General features: G+C 66.0%; 25 protein-coding genes and 1 rRNA gene. 18 read left to right on the top strand and 8 right to left on the bottom strand.

Going from position 1 to position 22,484, the window contains the following annotated elements; translation table 11 throughout:
- The 4 genes from rrf to ACH2A7_RS05795 form a co-directional block, all read left to right on the top strand.
- Positions 1-101: ribosomal RNA gene (gene rrf / locus ACH2A7_RS05810) — 5S ribosomal RNA — on the top strand; the annotation flags it as partial.
- A gap of 856 nt (positions 102-957) precedes the next feature.
- A complete protein-coding gene (locus tag ACH2A7_RS05805; protein WP_394960735.1) occupies positions 958-1,698 on the top strand; it encodes a DUF5058 family protein in 741 nt (246 codons plus the stop codon).
- 13 nt (positions 1,699-1,711) lie between these two features.
- On the top strand, positions 1,712-2,395 hold the full coding sequence (locus tag ACH2A7_RS05800; protein ID WP_394960734.1) for a hypothetical protein: 684 nt from the start codon (positions 1,712-1,714) through the stop codon (positions 2,393-2,395).
- A 28-nt stretch (positions 2,396-2,423) separates the two neighbouring features.
- Positions 2,424-3,755 carry a CCA tRNA nucleotidyltransferase gene (locus tag ACH2A7_RS05795; protein ID WP_394960733.1) on the top strand — a complete coding sequence of 444 codons (1,332 nt, stop codon included), beginning with the start codon at positions 2,424-2,426 and terminating at the stop codon, positions 3,753-3,755.
- Between the two features lie 36 nt (positions 3,756-3,791).
- Here ACH2A7_RS05795 and ACH2A7_RS05790 read toward each other — a convergent pair whose 3' ends face one another.
- From ACH2A7_RS05790 to ACH2A7_RS05770, 5 genes are all read right to left on the bottom strand, one after another.
- Positions 3,792-4,610, bottom strand: coding sequence for a hypothetical protein (locus ACH2A7_RS05790; protein ID WP_394960732.1), 819 nt, complete (start codon positions 4,608-4,610; stop codon positions 3,792-3,794).
- Positions 4,611-4,976 (bottom strand): hypothetical protein, encoded by a 366-nt coding sequence (locus tag ACH2A7_RS05785; protein ID WP_394960731.1) that lies wholly within the window; start codon positions 4,974-4,976, stop codon positions 4,611-4,613.
- Positions 4,957-5,490 (bottom strand): RNA polymerase sigma factor, encoded by a 534-nt coding sequence (locus tag ACH2A7_RS05780; protein WP_394960730.1) that lies wholly within the window; start codon positions 5,488-5,490, stop codon positions 4,957-4,959. The genes ACH2A7_RS05785 and ACH2A7_RS05780 overlap by 20 nt, the downstream gene beginning before the upstream one ends.
- 156 nt (positions 5,491-5,646) lie before the next feature.
- Complete coding sequence (locus tag ACH2A7_RS05775) at positions 5,647-6,459, bottom strand: metallophosphoesterase (RefSeq protein WP_394960729.1); 813 nt, start codon at positions 6,457-6,459, stop codon at positions 5,647-5,649.
- Positions 6,460-6,461: 2 nt separating this feature from the next.
- Positions 6,462-7,301, bottom strand: coding sequence for a DegV family protein (locus ACH2A7_RS05770; protein WP_394960728.1), 840 nt, complete (start codon positions 7,299-7,301; stop codon positions 6,462-6,464).
- 217 nt (positions 7,302-7,518) lie between these two features.
- Here ACH2A7_RS05770 and ACH2A7_RS05765 point away from each other — a divergent pair, with 217 nt between their 5' ends.
- The 3 genes from ACH2A7_RS05765 to ACH2A7_RS05755 all read left to right on the top strand — a co-directional run bounded on the left by ACH2A7_RS05765 (position 7,519) and on the right by ACH2A7_RS05755 (position 10,580).
- Complete coding sequence (locus ACH2A7_RS05765; RefSeq protein WP_394960727.1) at positions 7,519-8,385, top strand: DMT family transporter; 867 nt, start codon at positions 7,519-7,521, stop codon at positions 8,383-8,385.
- 180 nt (positions 8,386-8,565) lie between these two features.
- Complete coding sequence (locus tag ACH2A7_RS05760) at positions 8,566-9,555, top strand: GDSL-type esterase/lipase family protein (protein ID WP_394960726.1); 990 nt, start codon at positions 8,566-8,568, stop codon at positions 9,553-9,555.
- Between the two features lie 26 nt (positions 9,556-9,581).
- Positions 9,582-10,580 carry a GDSL-type esterase/lipase family protein gene (locus ACH2A7_RS05755; protein WP_394960725.1) on the top strand — a complete coding sequence of 333 codons (999 nt, stop codon included), beginning with the start codon at positions 9,582-9,584 and terminating at the stop codon, positions 10,578-10,580.
- A 60-nt stretch (positions 10,581-10,640) separates the two neighbouring features.
- Here ACH2A7_RS05755 and ACH2A7_RS05750 read toward each other — a convergent pair whose 3' ends face one another.
- Complete coding sequence (locus ACH2A7_RS05750) at positions 10,641-11,588, bottom strand: glycosyltransferase family 2 protein (RefSeq protein WP_394960724.1); 948 nt, start codon at positions 11,586-11,588, stop codon at positions 10,641-10,643.
- 231 nt (positions 11,589-11,819) lie between these two features.
- On the opposite strand from ACH2A7_RS05750, the gene ACH2A7_RS05745 reads away from it, so the two are divergent.
- The 11 genes from ACH2A7_RS05745 to ACH2A7_RS05695 all read left to right on the top strand — a co-directional run bounded on the left by ACH2A7_RS05745 (position 11,820) and on the right by ACH2A7_RS05695 (position 19,166).
- A complete protein-coding gene (locus ACH2A7_RS05745; protein ID WP_394960723.1) occupies positions 11,820-12,080 on the top strand; it encodes an AtpZ/AtpI family protein in 261 nt (86 codons plus the stop codon).
- Between the two features lie 17 nt (positions 12,081-12,097).
- Positions 12,098-12,520: an ATP synthase subunit I gene (locus ACH2A7_RS05740; protein WP_394960722.1), complete on the top strand. Its 423-nt coding sequence runs from the start codon at positions 12,098-12,100 to the stop codon at positions 12,518-12,520.
- Entirely contained in the window at positions 12,510-13,274 is a 765-nt protein-coding gene (locus tag ACH2A7_RS05735; RefSeq protein ID WP_394960721.1) for a F0F1 ATP synthase subunit A, read from the top strand. Before ACH2A7_RS05740 ends, ACH2A7_RS05735 begins: the two co-directional genes overlap by 11 nt.
- Before the next feature lie 91 nt (positions 13,275-13,365).
- Positions 13,366-13,632: an ATP synthase F0 subunit C gene (gene atpE, locus ACH2A7_RS05730; protein ID WP_394960720.1), complete on the top strand. Its 267-nt coding sequence runs from the start codon at positions 13,366-13,368 to the stop codon at positions 13,630-13,632.
- A 36-nt stretch (positions 13,633-13,668) separates the two neighbouring features.
- Complete coding sequence (gene atpF / locus ACH2A7_RS05725; RefSeq protein ID WP_394960719.1) at positions 13,669-14,175, top strand: F0F1 ATP synthase subunit B; 507 nt, start codon at positions 13,669-13,671, stop codon at positions 14,173-14,175.
- The gene (atpH, locus tag ACH2A7_RS05720; protein ID WP_394960718.1) at positions 14,172-14,708 is read left to right on the top strand and encodes an ATP synthase F1 subunit delta; all 537 of its coding nucleotides are present in this window, start codon (positions 14,172-14,174) and stop codon (positions 14,706-14,708) included. Before atpF ends, atpH begins: the two co-directional genes overlap by 4 nt.
- 15 nt (positions 14,709-14,723) lie before the next feature.
- Positions 14,724-16,244, top strand: a complete 1,521-nt coding sequence (gene atpA / locus ACH2A7_RS05715) for a F0F1 ATP synthase subunit alpha (protein WP_394960717.1) — start codon at positions 14,724-14,726, stop codon at positions 16,242-16,244.
- 13 nt (positions 16,245-16,257) lie between these two features.
- Entirely contained in the window at positions 16,258-17,109 is an 852-nt protein-coding gene (gene atpG / locus ACH2A7_RS05710) for an ATP synthase F1 subunit gamma (protein ID WP_394960716.1), read from the top strand.
- 37 nt (positions 17,110-17,146) lie between these two features.
- Positions 17,147-18,550, top strand: a complete 1,404-nt coding sequence (gene atpD / locus ACH2A7_RS05705) for a F0F1 ATP synthase subunit beta (RefSeq protein ID WP_394960715.1) — start codon at positions 17,147-17,149, stop codon at positions 18,548-18,550.
- Positions 18,547-18,954, top strand: a complete 408-nt coding sequence (locus tag ACH2A7_RS05700) for a FoF1 ATP synthase subunit delta/epsilon (protein WP_394960714.1) — start codon at positions 18,547-18,549, stop codon at positions 18,952-18,954. The genes atpD and ACH2A7_RS05700 overlap by 4 nt, the downstream gene beginning before the upstream one ends.
- Positions 18,955-18,977: 23 nt before the next feature.
- Entirely contained in the window at positions 18,978-19,166 is a 189-nt protein-coding gene (locus ACH2A7_RS05695; protein WP_394960713.1) for a hypothetical protein, read from the top strand.
- Between the two features lie 291 nt (positions 19,167-19,457).
- Here ACH2A7_RS05695 and ACH2A7_RS05690 read toward each other — a convergent pair whose 3' ends face one another.
- Together ACH2A7_RS05690 and trkA are read right to left on the bottom strand one after the other, a co-directional pair.
- Positions 19,458-20,906 carry a TrkH family potassium uptake protein gene (locus ACH2A7_RS05690; RefSeq protein ID WP_394960712.1) on the bottom strand — a complete coding sequence of 483 codons (1,449 nt, stop codon included), beginning with the start codon at positions 20,904-20,906 and terminating at the stop codon, positions 19,458-19,460.
- Positions 20,907-20,946: 40 nt separating this feature from the next.
- Complete coding sequence (trkA, locus tag ACH2A7_RS05685) at positions 20,947-22,305, bottom strand: Trk system potassium transporter TrkA (RefSeq protein ID WP_394960711.1); 1,359 nt, start codon at positions 22,303-22,305, stop codon at positions 20,947-20,949.
- Positions 22,306-22,484: the final 179 nt, after the last annotated feature.

Raw genomic sequence — 22,484 nt, 5'->3', positions numbered from 1 at the left:
CGGAGGTCCCACCTGTTCCCATTCCGAACACAGAAGTTAAGCTCCGTAGTGCCGAAGATACTTGGTTGGAGACGACCCGGGAAAATAGGTAGGTGCCGGCTTTCTCTTTGCCTTGTCTGCTTAAGCGTAAAGGCAACCCCCGGCTCTGCCGGGGAGTGTCAAAAAGCTTTAGCTTCAAGTACCGAGCGAAGCGAGAAAAGAACAGCAACTTTATGGTTGCCCAAAAGTTAATTTGTGGAAAAGCAATGCCCGTTTACGGGCTGCCGTGCAAGTGATGCAAGAGGTGGATAATTCAATGCCTCTTGAGAGGCTTGCCGGTATGAGGCCCTTCCAGGGCCTACTCAAGCCCCCGGCTTAGCCGGGGGTCCTGACTTTTTAAGGCCCTTGCCAGTTTGGCAGGGGCCTTTTTGTTATGCCCGGGACGGCGTGGCGCGCCTCTGCCATTCCTTTCCCTGGCGGACCGGCGCCGACGGGGAAGGAACGGCAAAGGCATCCGGGGAAAAGGCCCGGGCGAAGGATGCTCTGCGGCAAGACCCCCGGGGAAAGGATACGACGCTCCTCTTCGCGGCTGCAGGCGGGGGAACGGTTCTTTCGGCAGCGCCTGCACGGCACGCCGGCGGGCGGGGAGGCCGTCCGCTTAATGCCTCAGCCAGAGCGGGCCGCCTCTTCACGGCCGCGAGGGGGGGGAACGGCTCTTTCGGCAGCACCTGCACGACACGCCAGCGGCGCGGGGAGGCCGTCCGCTTAACGCCTCAGCCAGGGCGGGCCGCCTCTTCGCGCCTGCGAGCGGGGGGAACGCTTCTTTCGGCGGCATCGGATTGGCAGGCCGGCGAATCGGGCCGGCTATCTTTTTGTTGCGCACAACCCGCGGAAACTGCGGCCCCGCTCTGGACAGACAGGGCAAAAACTGGTATACTGGCACTATCGCTTTAGTGTGTTAAACCGGGAGGGATCGCAATGGATTTACTGGCGAAACTGAACAGCCTGCCCATGTTTTTGATCGTGGGCGTGGTGGTGGCCTTTATCGCGGCGCTCTGTGTGGTGTTTCTGGTGCGCAGCTGGCGGGCGGGCGTGGCCCTGGGCATGGACAAGGCCAGGCTGCGCCGGGCCATCACCTCCAGCGCCACCTTCACCCTGCTGCCCAGCGTCTCCATCCTGCTGGGGGTCATCGCCCTGTCCGGCAGTCTGGGCATCCCGCTGCCCTGGATCCGCCTGTCGGTGATCGGGGCGCTGCACTACGAGGGCAACGTGGCGGACATCGCCGCCCGCGCCGCCGGCATGAGCGGGGGCCTGGGCAGTGAGCCTCTCACCGCGCCGGTGTTTTTGACCATCGCCCTGGTGATGACCACCGGCATTCTGGCGGGCTGCTTTTTGTGCATCTTCTGCCTCAAGGCCTACATGAAAAAGCTGCGGGGCGCCTCCCAAAAGAAAACCGAGGGCAAAAAAGGCTTTGGCGACTACATGTTCACCGCCATGTTCGTGGGACTGGTCAGCGCCTACATCGGCTCGTACCTGGGCGAGTGGACCAGTACCGGCAATTACATGCCGCTGTTCGTGGCGGCGGTGAGCGCGGCTGCCATGGGCCTGTTCGAGTTCCTGGCCCGCAAAAAGGGCATGACCTGGCTGGACAACTTCTCCATGGCGGGCAGCATGCTGGTGGGCATGGCGGCGGCGGTGGCGCTGTTCGCCCTGGTGTGAGGAGGTGGGTATCGTGAACGAAGCGCAGAAAAACCAATACTACGACCGCTATGAGAACTCCACCCACCTGCTGGGCCGGCTGGGCACGGCGGCGGCCATCCTGCTGCTGCTGGCGGTGCCGCTGGCAATGGGCTGGGTGCTGGGCGCCTCCCCTGACTGGACCGCCTTCGGCGTGGGCTTCGCCCAGGTCGCCCTGATCTACTGGACCAGCGGCGTGGTGGAATTTCTGGTCTACGCGCCCATGCTGGGCTCCGGGGCCAGCTATCTCACCTTCATCACCGGCAACGCCGTCAACCTGAAGCTGCCCTGCGCGGTGAACGCCCGGGAGATCTGCGGCACCCAGGTGGGCACGCCGGAAAACGACATCGTCTCCACCCTGTCGGTGGCCACCAGCAGCCTGGTGACCACCCTGGTGCTGGCGTTGGGGGTGCTGTGCCTGGTGCCGCTGCGCCCGGTGCTGGAAAACCCGGCCCTGGCTCCCGCCTTCAACAACGTGATCCCCGCCCTGTTCGGGGCGCTGGCCTTCAAATATTTCTCCAAGAGCCTCAAGCTGGCGGCGGCGCCGCTGGCCTTTATGTGCCTGCTGTTCGTGCTGGTGCCCAGCCTGATCGGGAGCGTTTCCTTCCTCATCCTGGTCAGCGGCGGCATGGCCATCGGCATCGCCTGGTGGATGTTCAAGACCGGGCGTCTGGGCTGAAAATTCTGTTGCAAAGGAGGGGCGCGGGATGGAAGTGCCGGTCCATGTGCAGGAGCTGCTGGACGCGCTGCGCGCCGGCGGCTTCACGGCCTGCCCGGTGGGCGGCTGCGTGCGGGACAGCCTGTTGGGCCGCGTCCCCGGCGACTGGGACCTGTGCACCAGCGCTCGCCCTGAACAGGTAAAACAGCGCCTCTCGGGCCGCTGGCGCACGGTGGACACCGGCATCGCCCACGGCACGGTGACGGTGCTCACCGCCGGCGGCCCGGTGGAGGTGACCACCTTCCGGGTGGAAGACGGCTACTCCGATCACCGCCGGCCCGACGGGGTGCGGTTCGTGGCCAGCCTGGAGGAGGACCTGGCCCGGCGCGACTTTACCGTGAACGCCATGGCCCTGGACGAGGGGGGCATCGTGGACCCCTTTGGCGGGCGGGCCGATCTGGAGGCGCGGGTCATCCGCTGCGTGGGGGAGCCCGCCGCCCGTTTCGAGGAGGACGCGCTGCGCATTCTGCGGGCGCTGCGCTTTGCCGCCTGCCTGGATTTTTCCATCGAGCCGGCCACCCTGGCGGCCGCCCGCGCCGCCGCGCCCACCCTTTGCCGGGTGAGCGCCGAGCGGGTGTTCGCGGAGCTGGACAAGCTGCTGCGGGGCGCCGGCGCGGGGCGGGTGCTGGCGGAGAGCGGCGATATCCTGGCCCAGGTCATCCCGGCCATCGGGCCCTGCCTGGGCTTTGACCTGCGCACCCCACGCCATGACCGGGACCTGTGGGCGCACATCGCCCGGGCGGTGGGGTTGGCGCCGGCGCGGCGGAACGTCCGCTGGGCGCTGCTGCTGCACGACCTGGCAAAGCCCGCCTGCTTCGCCCTGGACGCCCGGGGCGTCGGCCACGCCCCCGGCCACGCTGCCCGGGGCGCGGCGCTGGCGCGGCAGATCCTCGCCGACCTGAAGGCGCCGGGACGGCTGGCGCGGGCGGTGGAGCCGCTGGTGCGCTGGCACGACACCCCGATGCCTCAGGACCTTCCCGGCGCGCGGCGCTGGCTGGGCCGTTGGGGCTGGCCCACACTGGAGGAGATGGTGGCCGTGAAGCGGGCGGATCTGCGGGCCCATGCCGCCACCGCCGTCATCCGGCGGCTGGAGGAGGCCGACCGGTTCGAGCGGCTGGCGGGGGAGGCCCATCGCCGGGGCGACTGCGTGAGCCTGGAACAGCTGGCGGTGAACGGCAGCGACCTGATGCGCGCCGGCGTTTGCAAGGCGGGGCCGCGGCTGGGCAGGCTGCTGGGCGCGGCGCTGAACGAGGTGATCGAGGGCCGGCTGGAAAACGACCCTGAAACACTGCTGGCCTGGGCGAAGACGCAGAAGAATTGAAATAAAAAGGAGCGGACGGTCTGTCCGCTCCTTTTTTCACTCCACCCAGATGCGCCCGCTGATGTTGGTGGCGCCGTGGTTTACCACCCGCAGCTTCACCTCGCCGGGTTCAAGGCCCGCCAGGGAGAAATACTGCACGCCGTCGGCGCCGCTGAGGGCCTCGGTGTACACCGTTTCGCCGTCCTGGATGACCTCCAGTTCCAGCGTCTCGCCCTCGCAGATCACGTCCGCCGCCAGGATGCGGTCGTGGGGGTCGTCCAGGTCAAAACGGCCGGATTTGTGGTAGCCGTCGCTGGTCTTGCTCATGGAGAAACTCCACACCCCGTTCCGATGGCCCTGCGTGCTCATGATCACCCAGCCGGTGTTCACGTCCATGGCGCTCTCGATGGGCAGGGAGGAATGGATGAACTCGCCCGTCGTGGTCTCAAGCGGGGTACCGACCGCGGAAAAGGCGAAGACGAACATGCCCGCCAGCAGCCCCGCCATGCACACCACGCTGGCAAGGCCGCAGACAATGGCCGCCGTGCCCAGGGCGCCCAGCCTGCGTTTGGGCGCGGGCTGGCCGTAGAGGCCGTTGGCCGCCCCGCAGGCGGGGCAGTAGCGGTCTGAGCGGGTGAGAAGGGAGCCGCAGTTCTCACAGGGCTCCAGGGGCGCCTTTCGCCCGAAGATAAAGTAGAGCAGCAGGGCGATGATGGGGCTGGCGAACACCGCCAGCAGCACCCACAGGGCGGGGGGCTGGCCGTGGAGGCGGCTGTCCCGGTAGAGCCAGAAGCAGCTGAGCACGGTGAACGCCAGCGCCAGCACGCCGGCCAGGATAACGGATCCCGCGACAAGGATCACAGGCATGACGGCCATTTAAAGCATCTCCTTTCCGCCCTTTTGGGGCAGTTCCAGGGTGAGTTGTTCTTTCAGATCGGAGCATTTGAGGCCCACGAAGGTCATCACCACGCCCCCCACCGCCAGCCAGCCCAGGGCGAAAGCGGCCAGATGGGCGGCCAGCGGCATGACGGGCAAGGCGAAGAGGACGGCGGGCACCCCGCAGACGAAGAGGTTCGCGGTCATGGGCAGCCACCACAGCGAGAGGCGGCGGGCGGGGCGATTTTGCAGTTCCCGCTCCCGCTGATAAAGGCGGGCCTTCAGCACGGCGTTCAGCTCCGCGCCGGGCTCCTCGCCCGTTTGCAGGGCGGCGGTCAGCCGCCGGTCAAAGTTCTTGTCGTCCATAGCCGCTCGCCTCCATCTCTTTTTTTAGCAAAAGCCGCGCCTTGTGCAGCCGGCTTTTCACGGTGCCCTGGGGCAGTTTCAGGGCGCGGGCCGCCTCCGCCAGCGGCAGTTCGGCCCCGTACACCAGCAGCACCGCCGCCCGGTATTTGTCCGGCAGGCGCTCCACCGCCGCCGCCAGGGCCGCGCGTTCCGCCTCTGCCAGGGCCGCCGCCTCCGGCTCCTCGCCGCCGGCCAGGGGCGGCGGGGCCTCCCCGTCCAGTTCCACCGGCCGGGCGATGGCCGCCCGGCGGCGGCGCTTGCGGGCCTCGTTGTGCCACAGCCCGGTGGCCACGCTGTAAAGCAGCGCCCGGGGGCTGCGGCTTTCATCGGCGGTGAGGTCCAGTTCCAGCATCCGCAGAAAGGTCTGCTGATAAAGGTCCTCCCCGTCCGGCCCGAAGCCGGTCAGCCGCCGGCAGTAGCGGTAGATCTCTGTTCCGTAGCAGCCCAGCAGCTGCTCCACCTGGATTGCCTGCACCCGGCCCACCTCCCTTGTGTGTGATCCAGACGTCCGTTTCGCCCTGTAATCGTCGCCAAAGGGGCGGCGGTTCATTTTTTGAGGAACATTTTTGGCAGGGCGCAAAAAAGCCGGGGCCCCGAGGCCCCGGCGTAAAATTTGCGTCTGCGGCAAAAATCAGCCCAGCACCACCAATTCCGGCGGCGCGAGAAAGCGAAAGGGCACCCCGCTCATGCCGATGCCCCGGCTGACGTACAGCTGGGCCGCCCCCGGCCCCTGGGGCCGGTAGAGGCCGTAGGGGTAGAACTTGCCCCCCGGCGGCAGGATCAGCCGGGTGAGGGCGGGCAGTTTCACCTGGCCGGCGTGGCTGTGGCCGCTGAGCATCAGATCCACCTTTTTCAGCGGCAGATAGCGGGCCTTATCCGGCATGTGGCACAGGCAGATGCGCCAGCCGTCGGCGGGCATGGCCCGCAGCGCCCGGCCGGAGGAGTAGGGCGAAAGGCCGCACACCGTCACCCCCGGCGCGGGGCGGGCGATGCCGTCCCACAGCACGGTGAATCCCCCGGCCCGGAACAGCTGCTCAAAGAAGGGGCGCGCGCCGTCCCGCACGTCGTGGTTGCCCAGCACCGCGTACTTGCCCTTCGGCGCGCGGATGCGCCCCAGCTGCCGCGCCAGTTCCGGAAAGGGCAGGGCCCAGGCGTCCCGCAGGAATTTGGCGAAAAAATCCCCGCCAAAGAGCACCAGGTCCGGCTTCAGGGCGTTGATGCGCCGCACCACCTCCGCCAGCCGCGCCGGCGGGGTGCGGCGGCCGAGATGCAGGTCGCTGAAGAACACCACCCGCAGCGGCGGCCGCTTGTCCAGCGGAGGGCGGGTGACGGTGAGGCTTCGGGGCTCCAGCCGGGAGGCGTAGAAAGCCAGCCCCAGCCCGGCGGCGGTGAGCGCCGCCGCCCCGCCCAGCAGCGCGGCATTGCCCGCGGCGTTCCGCTCCACGGTCAGTACCCCACGATGATGCCGCCGGTCTCGGCGTAGAAGCTGGTCAGGCCGCTGCAGGGCAGCACCACCACCTTGGCGCCGGGCCATTTGTTCTCGATGCCGTTCTTCAGCAGCAGGGCGGCCTTCTCGTTCTGGCAGTGGCTGATCACCGCCGGCTCCAGCCCGTTGTAGCCCCGGTGGTCCATCTCCTCCAGCAGCAGGGCCAGCATCCGGGTCTCGCCCCGGGTCTTGTGCAGCATCTCCAGCTTGCCCTCCTCGCTGCCACGGCCCACCGCCCGCATGTTCATCACGCCGGCCACAAAGCCCGCCAGGCGGCTGAGCCGGCCGTTCTTCACCAGGTTGTCAAAGCTGGCCAGGGCGAAGAGGATCTGCTTTTGGGCAAACCAGATCTCCCACTGGCGCACCAGCTCTTCAAAGGGCAGGCCGGCGGCCACCAGCTCGTTTGCCTTCCAGATGGCCAGGGCCATCTCGCCGCCGGTGGACAGGCTGTCCAGCACATAGATCTTCTTCTCCGGGTGGCTTTCCAGCACCATATCGCGGGCCACCATGGCGCTGTTGTAGCTGCCGGACAGGTTGCTGCTGATGGTGATGGCAAGGATCTCATCCGCCTGCAAAAACTTCTCCGCCCACTCCTCGGGGCTGGGGCAGGCGGTGGTGGAGGCGCCGTTGTAGTTGTGCATGGCGTTCATCATGGTGCCTACATCCAGGGCGGAATTGTCCACAAATTCCCGCTCGCCCACCCGGATCTTCAGGGGCACGGTGGCGAAGGTGAGGCCCGGGGCGGGGTTTTCCAGGCGGCGCAGTTCGCAGGAGGAGTCGCTGACGATCATCCAGGACATAATGCATATCTCCTTTGTATGAGAGGGCCGCGGCGCGACCCATCTGGTATTTAAAACTACATCTCTTTCCTCATTGTAATAGTGCGGGGAAACTCCGTCAAGCGAAAACGGGCAAAATCCCGTGACAAAACGCCCCGCCTGCGGTACAATGATAGGGCATTGCGGCCCGGGCTCTGCGAGGCGGGGCGATGCGGGCCGACAGGGGAGGAAACAGGACATGAAAGGGCGAAAAAACGGCGTGTTTTTGGTGCTGGCCGCGGCGGTGCTGATGAGTTTCGGCGGGCTGATGATCAAGGCGATCCCCTGGAACGCCATGGCGGTGAACAGCGGGCGGAACCTCTTCGCGGCGCTGGTGACCTTCGGTTATATGAAAGCGATGGGCATGCCGGTGCGGGCAAACCGCACGGTGCTGGGGTGCGCGGCGTGCGTCGCCGCCTGCAACGTGGCCTACACCCTGGCCACCCGGCTCACCACCGCCGCCAACGCGGTGGTGCTGCAGTACACCAGCCCGGTGTTCATCCTGCTCTATCTCTGGGTGTTCTTCAAACAGAAGCCCCGCCGGCTGGACCTGGCCGCCTGTGTGGTGGTGTTCGCCGGCATGGCCTGCTGCTTTGCCGGCAGTCTCGAAACGGGGGGTATGGCGGGCAACCTGCTGGCGGTGGCCGCCGCCAGCTGCTACGCGGTGGTGTTCATGGTGAACATGTTCCCCGGGGCGGACAGTTTCTCCAGCTATTTCTGGAGTCAGGTGCTGGGGTTTGCCGTGGGGCTGCCCTGGCTGCTGCGGGAGCCGGCCATGAGCGCCGGCAGCTGGGGCGCCATCGCGCTGATGGGCGCGGTGCAGGTGAGCGCCGCCTACATCCTGATGGCCCGGGGCCTGGCCACCACCGAGCCGGTGGCGGCGAACCTGGTGTGCATGACCGAGCCGGTGCTGAACCCGGTGTGGGTCGCCCTGTTCTGGGGCGAACGGGTGGGCCCCATGAGCATTCTGGGCATCGCGGTGGTGCTGGCGGGGCTGCTGTTCTACAACCTGGCCGGCGCGAAAAAGAGGGGCGGCAGTGAGGCTGCCCCCGCGAAGGTGAAATAACCCTCCGCCGCTGCTTCGTATATAGAATATGGGCGGGGACGAAAAGCATATTCTGCCCCCCGGCGGAAAATACTGATACTGACCCCCGAGTGTGAATTTTCTGTGGCCTTGCTTGCGCCGGGCCTGCCGCTGGGGTATAATACTGAATGTATACTGTTTTGTACGAAGAGGGAGAGGAAGATGGCAACCTACCGGGAATTCCGCGAACAGGTGAAGCGCCGCCGCAGGCGAAAATTCATCCTGCGCCTGTCGCTGCTGATCGCGGCGGCCGCCTCCGTGTGCGGGGTGGCGTTCTTCGCGCTGTACACTGTGCTCACCGGCGCGGGCTGGATGCCCGGCGCGGACGCGCTGACGGCGTCGTCCGGCGCATCCTCTTCCGCGCCGTCCGGCGAAGCGGGCTCCGATGCCGCGGACGGCGAGCCGGCCTCCGCGCCTCAGAGCACCGGCGCCTCCGATGGGACCGACGCCCCCGGGGCGGCCTGGAACACCTCCACCCCGGTGCAGCAGACCCTGAGCACCGAGGTCACCGGCGCGGACTACCGGATGCTGGCGGTGGGGGCCTCCGCCGCGGTGGACTACAGCTTTTTTGACCGGGCGGCCATCCTGGGCGACAGCGTCAGCCAGGGCTGGAACGTCTATGAATCCCCCATGAAGGCCCACGCCTTCATCTGCGCCTACAAGAGCATCGGCCCCAGCGCCGTGGTCAACAAGCAGACCGCCAACCCGGGCCCGCAATCCGGCCGGGGCGAGGAAAACATCTACGAGACCGTCATCAACTCCAACCCCCTGCGGCTGTATATCCTGCTGGGCACCAACGCCCTGGTGCGGGACGGCGAGGCCACCGAGCAGTCCTTCCTGAACTATTACAGTCAGATGCTGGATATGTTCAAGGCCGACCTGGGGGACGGGGTGGACATCTACGTCCAGTCGGTCACGCCGGTGCGGCCGGGGGCCAGCCAGCCGGGCCTGTATAAGGAGCGCATCCAGCGGGTAAATACCCAGCTGGCGCTGCTGGCCCGGGAAAAGGGCTGCCATTTCGTGAACATCTACGAGGCGCTGCAGGATGCCAACGGCGACCTGCGGGAGGATCTGGCCGCTCAGGACAAGGTGCACCTGAACCAGAACGCCTATCCCATCCTGGCCGAGTACCTGGCCACCCACACCGTCTGATCGACCAGCGCAAAAAGGAGGCCGGCATGGCCAGCTACCGTGAATTTCGAAAAGAGACCCTCTCCCGCCGGCGGCGGCGCTCGGCGCAGCGCGCGCTGCGGCTGGTGCTGGCGGCGGCGGTGCTGCTGGGCCTGGCCTGGGTAATCACCTGGGCCATCGAGACGATCCGCGGCGGGGGCAGCACGGTCGACCCGAACAGCACCCTGGACCTGGGCACCACGGGCCTGGCCGGCAGCGTGCTGGCGCCGCTGCCCATGGAGAACCCGGTCACCGACACGGGCGGCGGGGTGCAGTTCGCCAGCATGGGCCCGGTGCAGCAGGCCGAGGGCTGGAGCTACACCGGCCTCACCTACGACAAGATCTGCCTGCCCGCCTGCGGCCGGGTGGACAACAGCTATTTCTCCACCGCCCTCTTCCTGGGCGACAGCGTCACCGAGGGCCTGGGCCTCTACGAGAACCCGGTGAAGGATGTGGCCACCGTGCGGGGCTACCGGGGCGCCACCCCCGGCGACGTGGTGAACCGCGTGGTGATGACCGACTTCAACACCAGCGAGCAGTCGGTGCCGCTGGACGTGATCGCCCAGACCGCCCCCAAGAGCATCTATCTCATGTTCGGCGCCAACGCTCTGGCCGCCCGGGACGACGAGGCCACCGAGAACAGCTTCATCGCCTACTACGGCCAGATGATCGACTTGGTGCGCCAGGCGGCCCCCGACGCGGACATCTACGTCCAGACCATGACCCCCGTGGCGGCGGACTACGCCAGCACCGGCATCTACAAGGCGCGCATCCAGCGGGTGAACGAGAAGCTGGCGAACATGGCTCTGGAAAAGGGCGTTTACTTCGTGGACGTCTACTCCGCGTTGGCGGACGACAACGGCGACCTGCTGGCGGAGTACTCCTCCGACGGCCTGCACATGGTGGCCGCGGGCTACAAGGCCTGGGTGGACTGCCTGGCCGGCCATGTGGCCTACAGCGCCGACAATCCCTATGTGATGGGCAGCGAGTATTACATCGCAAAATAAGAAAAGGCACGGGACGCGTCCCGTGCCTTTTTCGCGTTTTATTGTATTCGCCGGCCGGACTCACGCCTCGGCGTCCGCCTCTGTCTCCCGCACGATGTACACCGGGCGGCGCTTGACCTCCATGTAGGTCTTGGCCAGATACTGCCCCAGCACCCCCATGCAGAACAGCTGCACGCCGCTGCACAGAAAGATGATGCACACAAGGCTGGGCCAGCCGCTGGTGGGGTCGCCGAAGAGCAGGGTGCGGGCGATGATGAACAGGATCATCACAAAGGCCAGCGCGCAGAAGGCGATGCCCATCAGGCTGGCCAGCGCCAGCGGCGCGGTGGAGAAGGCCACGATGCCCTCCAGCGAGTAGCGGAACAGCTTCCAGAAGCTCCACTTGGTCTCGCCGGCCACCCGCTCCACGTTCACATACTCCAGCCACTTGGTCCTGAAGCCCACCCAGCCGAAGATGCCCTTGGAAAAGCGGTTGTATTCCGGCAGCGCCAGGATGGCGTCCACCATCCGCCGGCGCATCAGCCGGTAGTCCCGCGCGCCGTCCACGATGTCCGCGTCGCTCATCCGGTTGATGATCTTATAGAACATCCGGGCAAAAAAGCTGCGGATGGGCGGTTCGCCCTTGCGGGTGGTGCGGCGGGTAGCGGCGCAGTCGTAATCCTCTTTCAGCAGCGCGTCCAGCATCTCCGGCAGCAGGGCCGGCGGGTCCTGCAGGTCCGCGTCCATCATGGCCACATAGTCGCCCCTGGCCGCCTCAAGGCCCGCCAGAATGCCCGCCTCCTTGCCGAAGTTGCGGGAAAAGCTGATGTAGCGCACCCGCTTGTCCTGCCGGCGCAGCCCGCGGGCGATGGAAAGGGTGTCGTCCTTCGAGCCGTCGTCCACGAAGATAAACTCAAAATCCGCCCCGTGGCTGGCCTTCATTTCACCGGCCACGCGGCAGATCTCCTTGTAAAAGAAGGGCAGCGCCTCCTGCTCGTTGTAGCAGGGCACCACGATGGAAAGCAGCATACCGCCACCGCCTTTGCAATTGTTGGTCTTATTTTAACACAAAGGCGGCAGGGCGGCAAGCGTTCGCCCGCGCTCTGCCATCCCGGCGGATCTGTAAAAAAATTGCGCAGGAAATGCAAAATCAATTGTTTTGTCCTGCTGTTTTTGTATTGTTTTGTCCTGCTGTTTTTGTTATAATATTTAAACACGATGCGTTGGCGTACGATTCATCTCGAAAAAGGGGGCGTGCCGGTGAAACCGTGGATGACCGCGCTGCGGGAACTGGCGTGGCTCACACAGCTGGGGTTTTCGCTGGTCACGCCGCCGTTTTTATGCGCCTGGGGGGCCTGGTGGCTCATCGACGCCAAGGGCTTTCCCGCCTGGGTGATGCTGCCGGCGCTGGGCCTGGGCCTGGGCGCGGCGGGTGCGTCCTTCTGGGGGTTTTACCGCTATGTGCAGCGGAAAAGCCGGCCCGGCAAAAAGGGCCCCGCCGCCTTCAACGACCACGTCTGAAAGAGAGGAACATCCGGATGAAATTACAGCCGGCTGTAAAAAAAGAGACCGCCCACATCGCCCTGGGCACCGCCGCGGGCGTGGCGGTGATGTTCGCCGTGTTCGCCGCGCTGGGCCGGTTCGACTACACCGTGGCCCTGGGGGGCGTTTTGGGCGGCGCGGTGGCGGTGGCGAATTTTCTGCTGCTGGGCCTGACGGTGCAGAAGATCACCGGCGAGGCGAACGCCGAGCGGGGCCAGAAGATGATGCAGTTTTCCTACAGCATGCGGATGCTGCTGATGGCGCTGTGGCTGATTTTGGCGGTGAGCCTGCCCTTCCTGCACTGGGTGGCGGCGGCGGTGCCGCTGCTTATGCCCCGCGTCACCATCGCGGTGATGCAGCTGACGGGCATGTACAAAAAAGACGAGCAAAAGGGGGAACAAAGCGACCATGAACGTTGAGATCACCGGCCCCAAGATCCTGTGGGAATCCTCCTGGTCGGTGCCGCTGCTGGGCAAGTTCCAGCTCACCGAGAGCCTGCTGGACGCCTGGATCATCCTGGCGGCCATCGCGCTGCTCTGCTGGTGGCTGGGGCGGGGCCTCACGGTGGACAAGATCAGCAAAAAACAGGCGGTGGCGGAACTGATCGTCACCACCTGCAAGAACTTTGTCATCGGCAACATGGGCCAGAAATACGCCCACTTCGTGCCCTTCATCGGGGCGCTGTTCAGCTATTCGGCGCTGTGCAGCCTCTCCAGCCTGATCGGGCTGTATCCGGCCACCAGCGATCTTTCCACCGAGCTGTCCTGGGCGCTGCTGGTGTTCGTGATGATCACCGCCACCAAGATAAAGACCAACGGCATCGGCGGGTATCTTCTGGGGTTCACCACACCCATCCCGGTGTTCACCCCCTTCAACATCATCAGCGAGCTGGCCACCCCCATCTCCATGGCCTTCCGTCACTTCGGCAACATCATGTCCGGCGGGGTCATCAGCACGCTGGTGTACGCGGCGCTGGCGGTGGCCAGCAACGCGGTGCTGGGCCTGCTGCCCGGGGCGCTGGGCGAGGTGCTCAGCCTCATCCCGCTGTTCCAGCTGGGCATCCCGGCCATCCTGTCCATCTACTTCGACCTGTTCAGCAGCCTGATGCAGGCGTTTATCTTCTGCATGCTCACCATGCTGTACATCGCCAACGCCGCCGAGAGCGACGGCTGACCTTCTGGCCCGACGCGGCCGCCGGCCGCGAGGAAAAACGCCCCTCCGGGGCGGCATACAAACAAGTACTTCATTTTAGGAGGAACTATCTATGTTGGAGAAAGCAATCGTTCTGGCCGGCTGCGCCATCGGCGCGGGTCTCGCTCTGATCGCAGGTATCGGCCCCGGTATCGGCGAAGGTTACGCCGTGGGCCAGGCCTGCTCGGCCATCGGCCGCCAGCCCGAGTGCAAGGGCGACGTCACCAGCACCATGCTGCTGGGCTGCGCCATTGCCGAGACCACCGGTATCTATGGCTTCGTCACCGGCCTGCTGCTGCTGTTCGTGGCGCCGGGCATGTTCACCGCTATGCTGGGCTGATGGCCCGGCCCGGATCGGGGGAAAGGGGAATGACCATTGGAACAATTTAAAGATCTGGTCACCATCACGCCCTGGCACATGATCATGATGCTGGGCAATCTGCTGATCCTCACGCTGATCGTCAAGAAACTGCTGTTCGACCGGGTGCAGAAGGTGCTGAACGAGCGCCAGGCCCGGGCGGACGCCATGCTGGCGGACGCCAAGAAGGCCAAGGACACCGCCGAGGCGGAAAAGGCCGACTACGAGGCGCACCTGGCCGCCGCGCGGCAGGAGGCCGCCGATCTGCTGGAGCAGGCGGGCAAGACCGCCGCGGCCCGCAGCGAGCAGACGCTGGAGGCCGCCCGCCAGCAGGCCGCCCAGATGAAGCAGAAGGCCGAGGCGGAGATCGAGCAGGCCCGCAAGAAGGCTTTGAACGACGCCAAGGACGAGATCGGCGGCATGGCCATGGCCATCGCCAGCAAGGTGGTGGAGCGGGAGATCAGCGAGGCCGACCACAAGGCCCTGATCGACGAGTTCATCGAGAAGGTGGGTGACGCCTCATGACCGCCGCGGGCGCCGAGTACGGCGGCGCGCTCTACGAGCTGGCCGTCGAGGAAGGCCTGGAACAGACGATCCTGGAGCAGCTGGACCAGGTGTGCCGGCTGCTGGCCGAAAATCCCGCGTATGTAAAACTGCTGGCGATGCCCAGCGTGCCCAAGGCCGAGCGCTGCGCCGCGCTGGACGAGGCCTTCGGCGGGCAGGCCGAGCCCTACCTGCTGAATTTCCTCAAGCTGCTATGCGAGAAGGGTGAGATCCGCAGCCTGCCCGACTGCCGCAAGGAATACCGTGCCCGGTACAACCAGGCCCACGGCATCCTGGAGGCCACGGCGGTGACCGCGGTGCCCATGAGCGCCGGCCAGGCCGACGCGCTGAAGAAAAAGCTGGAGTCGATCACCGGCAAGACCATCGCCCTGACCACCCGGGTGGAGCCCGGCTGCCTGGGCGGCGTGCGGCTGGAGGTGGAGGGCACCCAGCTGGACGGCACGGTGAAGAACCGGCTGGACGAGATGCGGCGCCTGCTGGCCGCCACTTTGTAACGAGAAGGTGAAAGAATGCAATTGAAACCCGAAGAGATCACCCGGATCATCAAGGCGCAGATCAAGCACTACCAGAACGTCATCGAGCAGAGCGAGACCGGCAGCGTGATCCTGGTGGGCGACGGCATCGCCCGGGCGGTGGGTCTTGAGAAATGCATGAGCGGCGAACTGGTGGAGTTTGACAACGGCGCTTACGGCATGGCTCAGAACCTGGAAGAGAACAGCGTCTCCATCGTGCTGCTGGGCGACGAGGGGGGCATCAAGGAGGGCAGTGTGGTCAAGCGCACCGGCCGCGTGGTGAGCGTGCCGGTGGGCGAGGCCATGATCGGCCGGGTGGTGAACGCCCTGGGCCAGCCCATCGACGGCAAGGGCCCCATCGACACCGCCGAGTACCGGCCCATTGAGTCCCCCGCGCCCGGCATCATCCAGCGCCAGGGCGTGTCGGTGCCGCTGCAGACCGGCATCAAGGCCATCGACTCGATGATCCCTATCGGCCGGGGCCAGCGCGAGCTCATCATCGGCGACCGCCAGACCGGTAAAACGGTGATCGCCACCGACACCATCATCAACCAGAAGGGCACCGGCGTCATCTGCATCTATGTGGCCATCGGCCAGAAGCAGAGCACCGTGGCCCAGCTGGTGAACACCCTGGCGGAGAACGGCGCCATGGACTACACCATCGTGGTGTCCGCCACCGCCAGCGAGCTGTCGCCGCTGCAGTACATCGCCCCCTACGCCGGCTGCGCCATGGGCGAATACTTTATGGCACAGGGCAAGGACGTGCTGGTGATCTACGACGATCTGTCCAAGCACGCGGTGGCCTACCGCGCGCTGAGCCTTTTGATCCGCCGCCCGCCGGGACGCGAGGCATACCCCGGCGACGTGTTCTATCTGCACAGCCGCCTGTTGGAGCGCGCGGCCCGCATCGCCCCCGAGTACGGCGGCGGCAGCCTCACCGCCCTGCCCATCATCGAGACCCAGGCGGGCGACGTGTCCGCCTACATCCCCACCAACGTCATCTCCATCACCGACGGCCAGATCTTCCTGGAGAGCGAGCTGTTCCACAGCGGCGTCATGCCGGCGGTGAACCCGGGCATCTCGGTGTCCCGCGTGGGCGGCAACGCCCAGATCAAGGCGATGAAAAAGGTGGCCGGCAGCCTCAAGCTGCTGTACAGCCAGTACCGCGAGTTGCAGAGCTTCGCCCAGTTCGGCTCCGACCTGGACGCCGACACCAAGGCCCGTCTGGCCCAGGGTGAGCGCATCGTGGCCGTGCTCAAGCAGGACCGCAATTCCCCCGTTCCGGTGGAAAAGCAGGTGTGCATCTTCTACGCCGTCACCAAGGAGTACCTGAAGGACGTGGCCGTGGAGGACGTGAAGGAGTACGAGCAGGGGCTGTACGAGTATATGGACAGCCACGGCGAGACGGTGCTCACCGCCATCCGGGACACCGGCAAGCTGGAGGCGGACACCGAGGCCGCGCTGAAGGCGGCGCTGGACGAGTACACCCGGCAGTTTTTGAACACCCGGGCGAAGTAAGGAGGCAGAGCGTATGGCAGGTGCGTCCATGAAGGACATCAAGCTGCGCATCAAGAGCGTGGAAGGCACCATGCAGATCACCAAGGCCATGGAGCTGGTGGCCTCCTCCAAGCTGCGCCGGGCCAAGGAGCGGGTGGAGAACAGCCGCCCCTACTTTGACGTGCTCCACGCGGCGCTGGACGACATCGCCTATTCCAACGACGAGTTCCGCTCGCCCTACATGGCCCGGCGGCCGGTGAAGACCAGCTGCTATGTGGTCATCGCCGGCGACCGGGGCCTGGCCGGCGGCTACAACAGCAACATCTTCAAGACGGTGGACAGCGCCACCGAGGGCAAAAACTGGTGTGTGCTGCCCATCGGCAAAAAGGCGCTGGAGCACTACCGCCGCCGGGGCGTGGCCATCGTCACCGAGCGGTACGCCGTGGCCGCCGACCTGGAGATGAGCGGCTGCTACGACATCGCCCGCACCCTGGCGGAGGGCTTCGTGAAGGGCGAGTTCGACGAGATCGTGCTGGCCTACACCAACTTCGTGTCCATGCTCAGCCAGCAGCCGGCCACCCTGAAGCTGCTGCCGCTGAACTATGAGCCGGCGGAAAAGGGCAGCGGCCCCCGTCAGACCACCCTCTACGAGCCGGACAGCGAAACGGTGTACAACGCCATCGTGCCGGAGTACCTGGCGGGCCTTATCTGGGGTGGCCTGTGCGAGTCGGTGGCCAGCGAGTTGGGCGCCCGCCGCACCGCCATGGACGCCGCCAGCAAGAACGCCGGCGAGATGATCGAGACCCTGAGCCTGCATTACAACCGGGCCCGGCAGGCGGCCATCACCCAGGAAATCACCGAGATCGTGGCGGGCGCCGAGGGCTGAACAGCCCCCTCCGCCGCCGCAAAAAGGAGAAATGTCCATGCCGAATCAATACGAGGGCACCGTGGTGCAGGTCATCGGCCCGGTGCTGGATATCAAATTCCCCGACGGTCAGCTGCCGGCTTTGCTGAACGCCATCCGGGTGGAAAACGGTGACAAGAGCCTGATCGTGGAGGTCTCGCAGCACGTTGGCGACAATGTGGTGCGCTGCATCGCCATGAGCAGCACCGACGGCCTGGTGCGCGGCGCCAAGGCGGTGGACACCGGCGGCCCCATCAGCGTGCCGGTGGGCCGGGAGTGCCTGGGCCGCATCTTCAACCTGCTGGGCGAGCCGGTGGACGATATGCCCGCCCCCGAGACCGCGGAGCGCTGGCCCATCCACCGCGATCCCCCCAGCTACGAGGAACAGCAGATCACCACTGAGATCCTGGAGACCGGCATCAAGGTGGTGGACCTGATCTGCCCCTACGCCAAGGGCGGCAAGATCGGCCTGTTCGGCGGCGCCGGCGTGGGCAAAACGGTGCTCATCATGGAGCTGATCAACAACGTTGCCAAGCAGCACGGCGGCCTGTCGGTGTTCACCGGCGTGGGCGAGCGCACCCGCGAGGGCAACGACCTGTACAACGAGATGAAGGAGTCGGGGGTCATCAACAAGACCGCCCTGGTCTACGGCCAGATGAACGAGCCGCCGGGAGCCCGTATGCGGGTGGGCCTGTCCGGCCTGACCATGGCCGAGTACTTCCGCGACAAGGAGCACCAGGACGTGCTGCTCTTCATCGACAACATCTTCCGCTTCACCCAGGCGGGCAGCGAGGTGTCGGCGCTGCTGGGCCGTATGCCCAGCGCCGTGGGCTACCAGCCCACCCTGGCCACCGAGATGGGCGCGCTGCAGGAGCGCATCACCTCCACCAAGGAGGGCTCCATCACCAGCGTGCAGGCGGTGTATGTGCCGGCGGACGACCTGACCGACCCCGCCCCCGCCACCACCTTCGCCCACCTGGACGCCACCACCGTTCTGTCCCGCGCCATCTCCAGCCTGGGCATCTACCCGGCGGTGGACCCGCTGGACTCCACCAGCCGCATCCTCTCCCCCGACGTGGTGGGCGAGGAGCACTATGAGGTGGCCCGCGGCGTGCAGCAGGTGCTGCAGCGCTACAAGGAACTGCAGGACATCATCGCCATCATGGGCATGGACGAGCTGAGCGAAGAGGACAAGATCACCGTCAACCGCGCCCGCAAGATCCAGCGCTTCCTCAGCCAGCCCTTCACCGTGGCCGAGCAGTTCACCGGCATGGAGGGGCGGTATGTGCCCCTGAAGGAGACCATCCGGGGCTTCAAGGAGATCCTGGAGGGCAAACACGACGACCTGCCCGAATCGGCGTTCCTGTTCAAGGGCACCATCGACGAGGTGGTCGCGGCAGCAAAGAAAGGTGAGACCGCATGAGCAGCTTTCCGTTGCAGATCGTCACCCCCGGCGGCCAGGCCTTTGACGGCATGGCCGAAAAGCTCTTCTGCCGCACCATCGTGGGGGACGTGGCCATCCTGGCCCGCCACTGCGACTACCTCACCGCGGTGGGCATGGGCGAGGCCCGGGTCACCCTGGAAGGAGGCGCCGTGCGCCGCGCGGCCTGCATCGGCGGCATGCTGGCGGTGGCCGGCGGCCATGTGCGGCTGATGGCCAACACCTTTGAGTGGGCCGAGGACATCGACCCGGAGCGCGCCCGGGCCTCCGAGGCGGACGCCCGGCGGCAGCTGGAACAGGGCGATCTGTCCCCCCGGGACCGGGAACTGGCCGCCGCCAAACTCAAGCGGGCCCAGGTGCGCCAGAGCGTCGCCACCCCCCGCTGAAGCCCCAAGGAGAGGAGATCCCTATGGACCTTGACCGACTCACCGCGCTGCTGGACGCCCTCGGCGGCCGCTGGGACCAGGTGCTCACCGTCTTTGGCGGCGCGGCGCTGGCAGCGGGGCTGCTGGGCATCCTCACCCGCGCCCTGGGCGCCAAGGAGGAGGACGGCTTTCGGGGCCTGTTCCGCCGCCGCAGGCGCCGGGAAGAGGGATGAGTTGCGCCGTCCCCTGAGTTCCGATCTGGAATATTTTTTGAAAAATATCCTGTGCGTAAAAAACCCCCTGCCGTTGGCAGGGGGATTTTTTCGTGTGCGGCGCCGGGCGGAAGGCTTCCTTTCGGGGGCGGACAAGCGGGCGGCCGGGGCGTTCCGCCCGGGGCAGGGGGCGCGCAGCCGCCCCAAAGGCACCCGTGGTCAGGGGGGAGGCCCGGCAGAAAGGGCATGCATCCGCCCCAAAATCGCGCACAAGCAAAAAAAACGGGGCCGCAAAGGCGGCCCCGGGGTGTGTCACAGCCGGCGGCTCCAGCTGTGGCGGCTGGCCAGCGCCAGCAGCGGGAAGATCTCCAGCCGGCCCAGCAGCATATCCAGTGTGAGCACCAGTTTGGAAAGATCGCTGAAGCAGTCGTAGTTGGCCAGCGGGCCGACGGCGCCGAAGCCGGGGCCGATGTTGTTGAAGCAGGCGAACACGGCGGAGAGGTTGCTCTCCAGTGAAAACTCGTCCAGCGAGACGATCATGAAGCTGCCGAAGGCGATCAGCACATAGGCCACCAGGTAGGCGCTCACGTTGTGGAGCACGTCGTCCCCCAGCACCTTGCCGTTCACCCGCACCAGCTGCACGCTGTTGGGGCGCAGGGTGCGGCGCACGGCGCGGCGCAGGCTCTTCACCATGATGCTCAGGCGAATGACCTTGAGGCCGCCGCCGGTGGACCCGGCGCAGGCGCCCACCGCCATCAGGCACAGCAGGATGGACTTGGAAAAGGCGGGCCAGGCGTCAAAGTCCACCGTGGAAAAGCCGGTGGTGGTCATGATGCTGCTCACCTGGAAGTAGGCGTGGCGGATGCGGTCGGAGACATCGGGGGTCAGGTCCCGGATGTCCCAGGCGATCAGCGCGCCGGACGCCAGCAGGATGAGGAAATACAGCCGCACCTCCTCGTCCCGCACGGCCAGGCCCACCTTGCGCATCAGCAGCAGGTAGTACACCGAGAAGTTCACCCCGAACAGGGCCATGAACACCGTGACCACCCACTGCAGATAGGGGGAGTAGCTGGCCATGCTGTCCGCTTTGATGCCGAAGCCGCCGGTGCCGGCGGTGCCGAAGGCGGTGCACAGGCTGTCGAACAGGGGCATCCCTCCCGCCAGCAGCAGCAGGATGCAGACCACCGTCAGCGCCAGGTAGATGGCATAGAGGATGGTGCTGGTCTCCCGCAGGCGGGGGGTGAACTTGCTCACAGTGGGCCCCGGGCTCTCCGCCTGCATCAGGTGCAGCGTGCCGCCCTGGCGGGCGGGCAGGATGGCCAGCATGAACACCAGGATGCCCATGCCGCCCAGCCAGTGCGTTGTGCTGCGCCAGAACAACAGGCCCCGGCTCATCTCGGCCGGGTCCGCCAGGATGGAGGCGCCGGTGGTGGTGAAGCCGCTCACCACCTCAAACAGCGCGTCGACGTAATGGGGGATCTCGCCGCTGAAGTAGAAGGGCAGACAGCCCAGCAGCGACAGCACGATCCAGCTGACCGCCACCGTCACAAAGCCCTCCCGGGCGAAAAAGTTGCCCCGGGCGCGGCGGCCAACCAGCAGGAACAGCAGGGCGCACAGGCCCATCACCACAAAGGCCGCGCCAAAGGCCCGGGCGCTGGCAGGATCCCGGTCCACCCAGCACCAGGCCAGGCTGGGCAGCATGAATGCCATCTCCAGCAGGATGATGAGCCCGATGGTGTGGTTGATCGCACGAAAGTTCAACTGTGCATTTCCTCCTCCAAACAAAACCGCGGCCTGCGGATCACACGAACAGGTCGTTCATCTGCTGCACGGGGGCGTCCAGCGTGCTCACCGCCACCACCGTGTCGCCCACGTCAAAGTGGGAGGTGCCGTCCGGAATGATGGTGGTGCCGCTATGGGTGATGCAGGAGATCAGCACCCCCCGGCGCAGGGGCACGTCCTTCAGGGCCACACACCGGTAGAGCACGCTCTCGTCCACCCGGAACTCCATGGCCGCCGCGTTGCCCTCGGCGATGGGGTGCAGGGTCAGGATCTTGCCGGTCTTGTTCTGCATGCTGCGCACATAGCGGGCGATCAGGGCGCTGGTCAGTTCCTTGGGGCTCACGATGCTGCCGATGTCCAGCTCCTCGAACATGTGTCCATACTCCAGGCGGTTGACCTTGGTCACCACCTTGGGCACCCCCTGGCTGCGGGCGAACATGCTCAGCACGATGTTCTCCTCGTCCATGCCGGTGAGGCTCACCAGGGCGTTGGCCTGTGCCAGGCCCTCGCTTTCCAGCAGGCTGCGGGAGGAGCCGTCCCCCAGCACCACCGAGGCCCGGGGCAGGTTCTCCGCCAGAAAGCGGGCCCGGGCGGGGTTCTGCTCAATGATCTTCACGCTCAGGCCCGCGTCCAGCAGGCGCTGGGCCAGATAAAAGCTGATGTGGCCGCCGCCCACCAGCAGCACCCGGCGGATCTTCTGCTCCGCAATGCCCAGATTCTTGATCAGCTGGGCCAGGTTCACCGCCCGGGCGGTGACGAAGATGCGGTCGCCCTTCTTCAGCTGGAAGCTGCCGTCGGGTATGAACGCCCGGCCGCTGCGCAGCACCGCGCACACCAGCACCTTCACCTGGGCGATCTTGTACAGCTGGTGCAGGGGCACGCCGTCCAGCCGGCTGTGCTCGTCCACCCGCAGGCCCACGATCTCCACCCGGCCCTTGGCGAAGCTGTCCCGGTGAAGGAAGCTGGGGAACTGCAGCAGATGAAAGATCTCCCGCGCAGCCGACAGTTCCGGGTTGATGGTCATGGAGAGGCCCAGTTCCTCCCGCATGACGAAGAGCTGTTCGGTGTAGTCCGGGTTGCGCACCCGGGCGATGGTGTGCAGCCGGCTGTTCATTTTCTTGGCAGTCACACAGCACAGCAGATTGATCTCGTCGGCGCTGGTGGCGGCGATGAGCAGGTCCGCCTGCTCCACCCGCGCCTGCCGCAGCGCCTCCATGGTGGCGGCGTTTCCCTGCACCGCCAGCACGTCATACTGGTACATGTTCGTCTGCAGCACCACAGGGTTGGAATCGACAATGGTCACCTCGTGCCCCTCGTGCAGCAGCTGCCGCGTCAGGGCAAGGCCCACCTTGCCGTCGCCGGCAATGATGATCTTCATGGCACACACCTTTGCTTTGGGATTTTCGGGGGCCGCGGCGCGGGGCCGCGGAAACTGATTATAGTATACGAGTTCGGAAGAAAATGTACAAGCAAATTTTTCCGCGCCGGATTTTCCGGGAGAAAAGACCCGGATGCCCGCGGCATTCTCCCGGAAGGGCGGCGGGGCAGCGGTGGAAA

The sequence above is a fragment of the Candidatus Allofournierella merdavium genome, from assembly GCF_944382735.1.
Lineage (GTDB): Bacteria > Bacillota > Clostridia > Oscillospirales > Ruminococcaceae > Allofournierella_A > Allofournierella_A merdavium.
The sequence above is the reverse complement of the archived record's forward strand: the minus strand, read 5'-3'. Positions and strand labels throughout refer to the sequence as shown.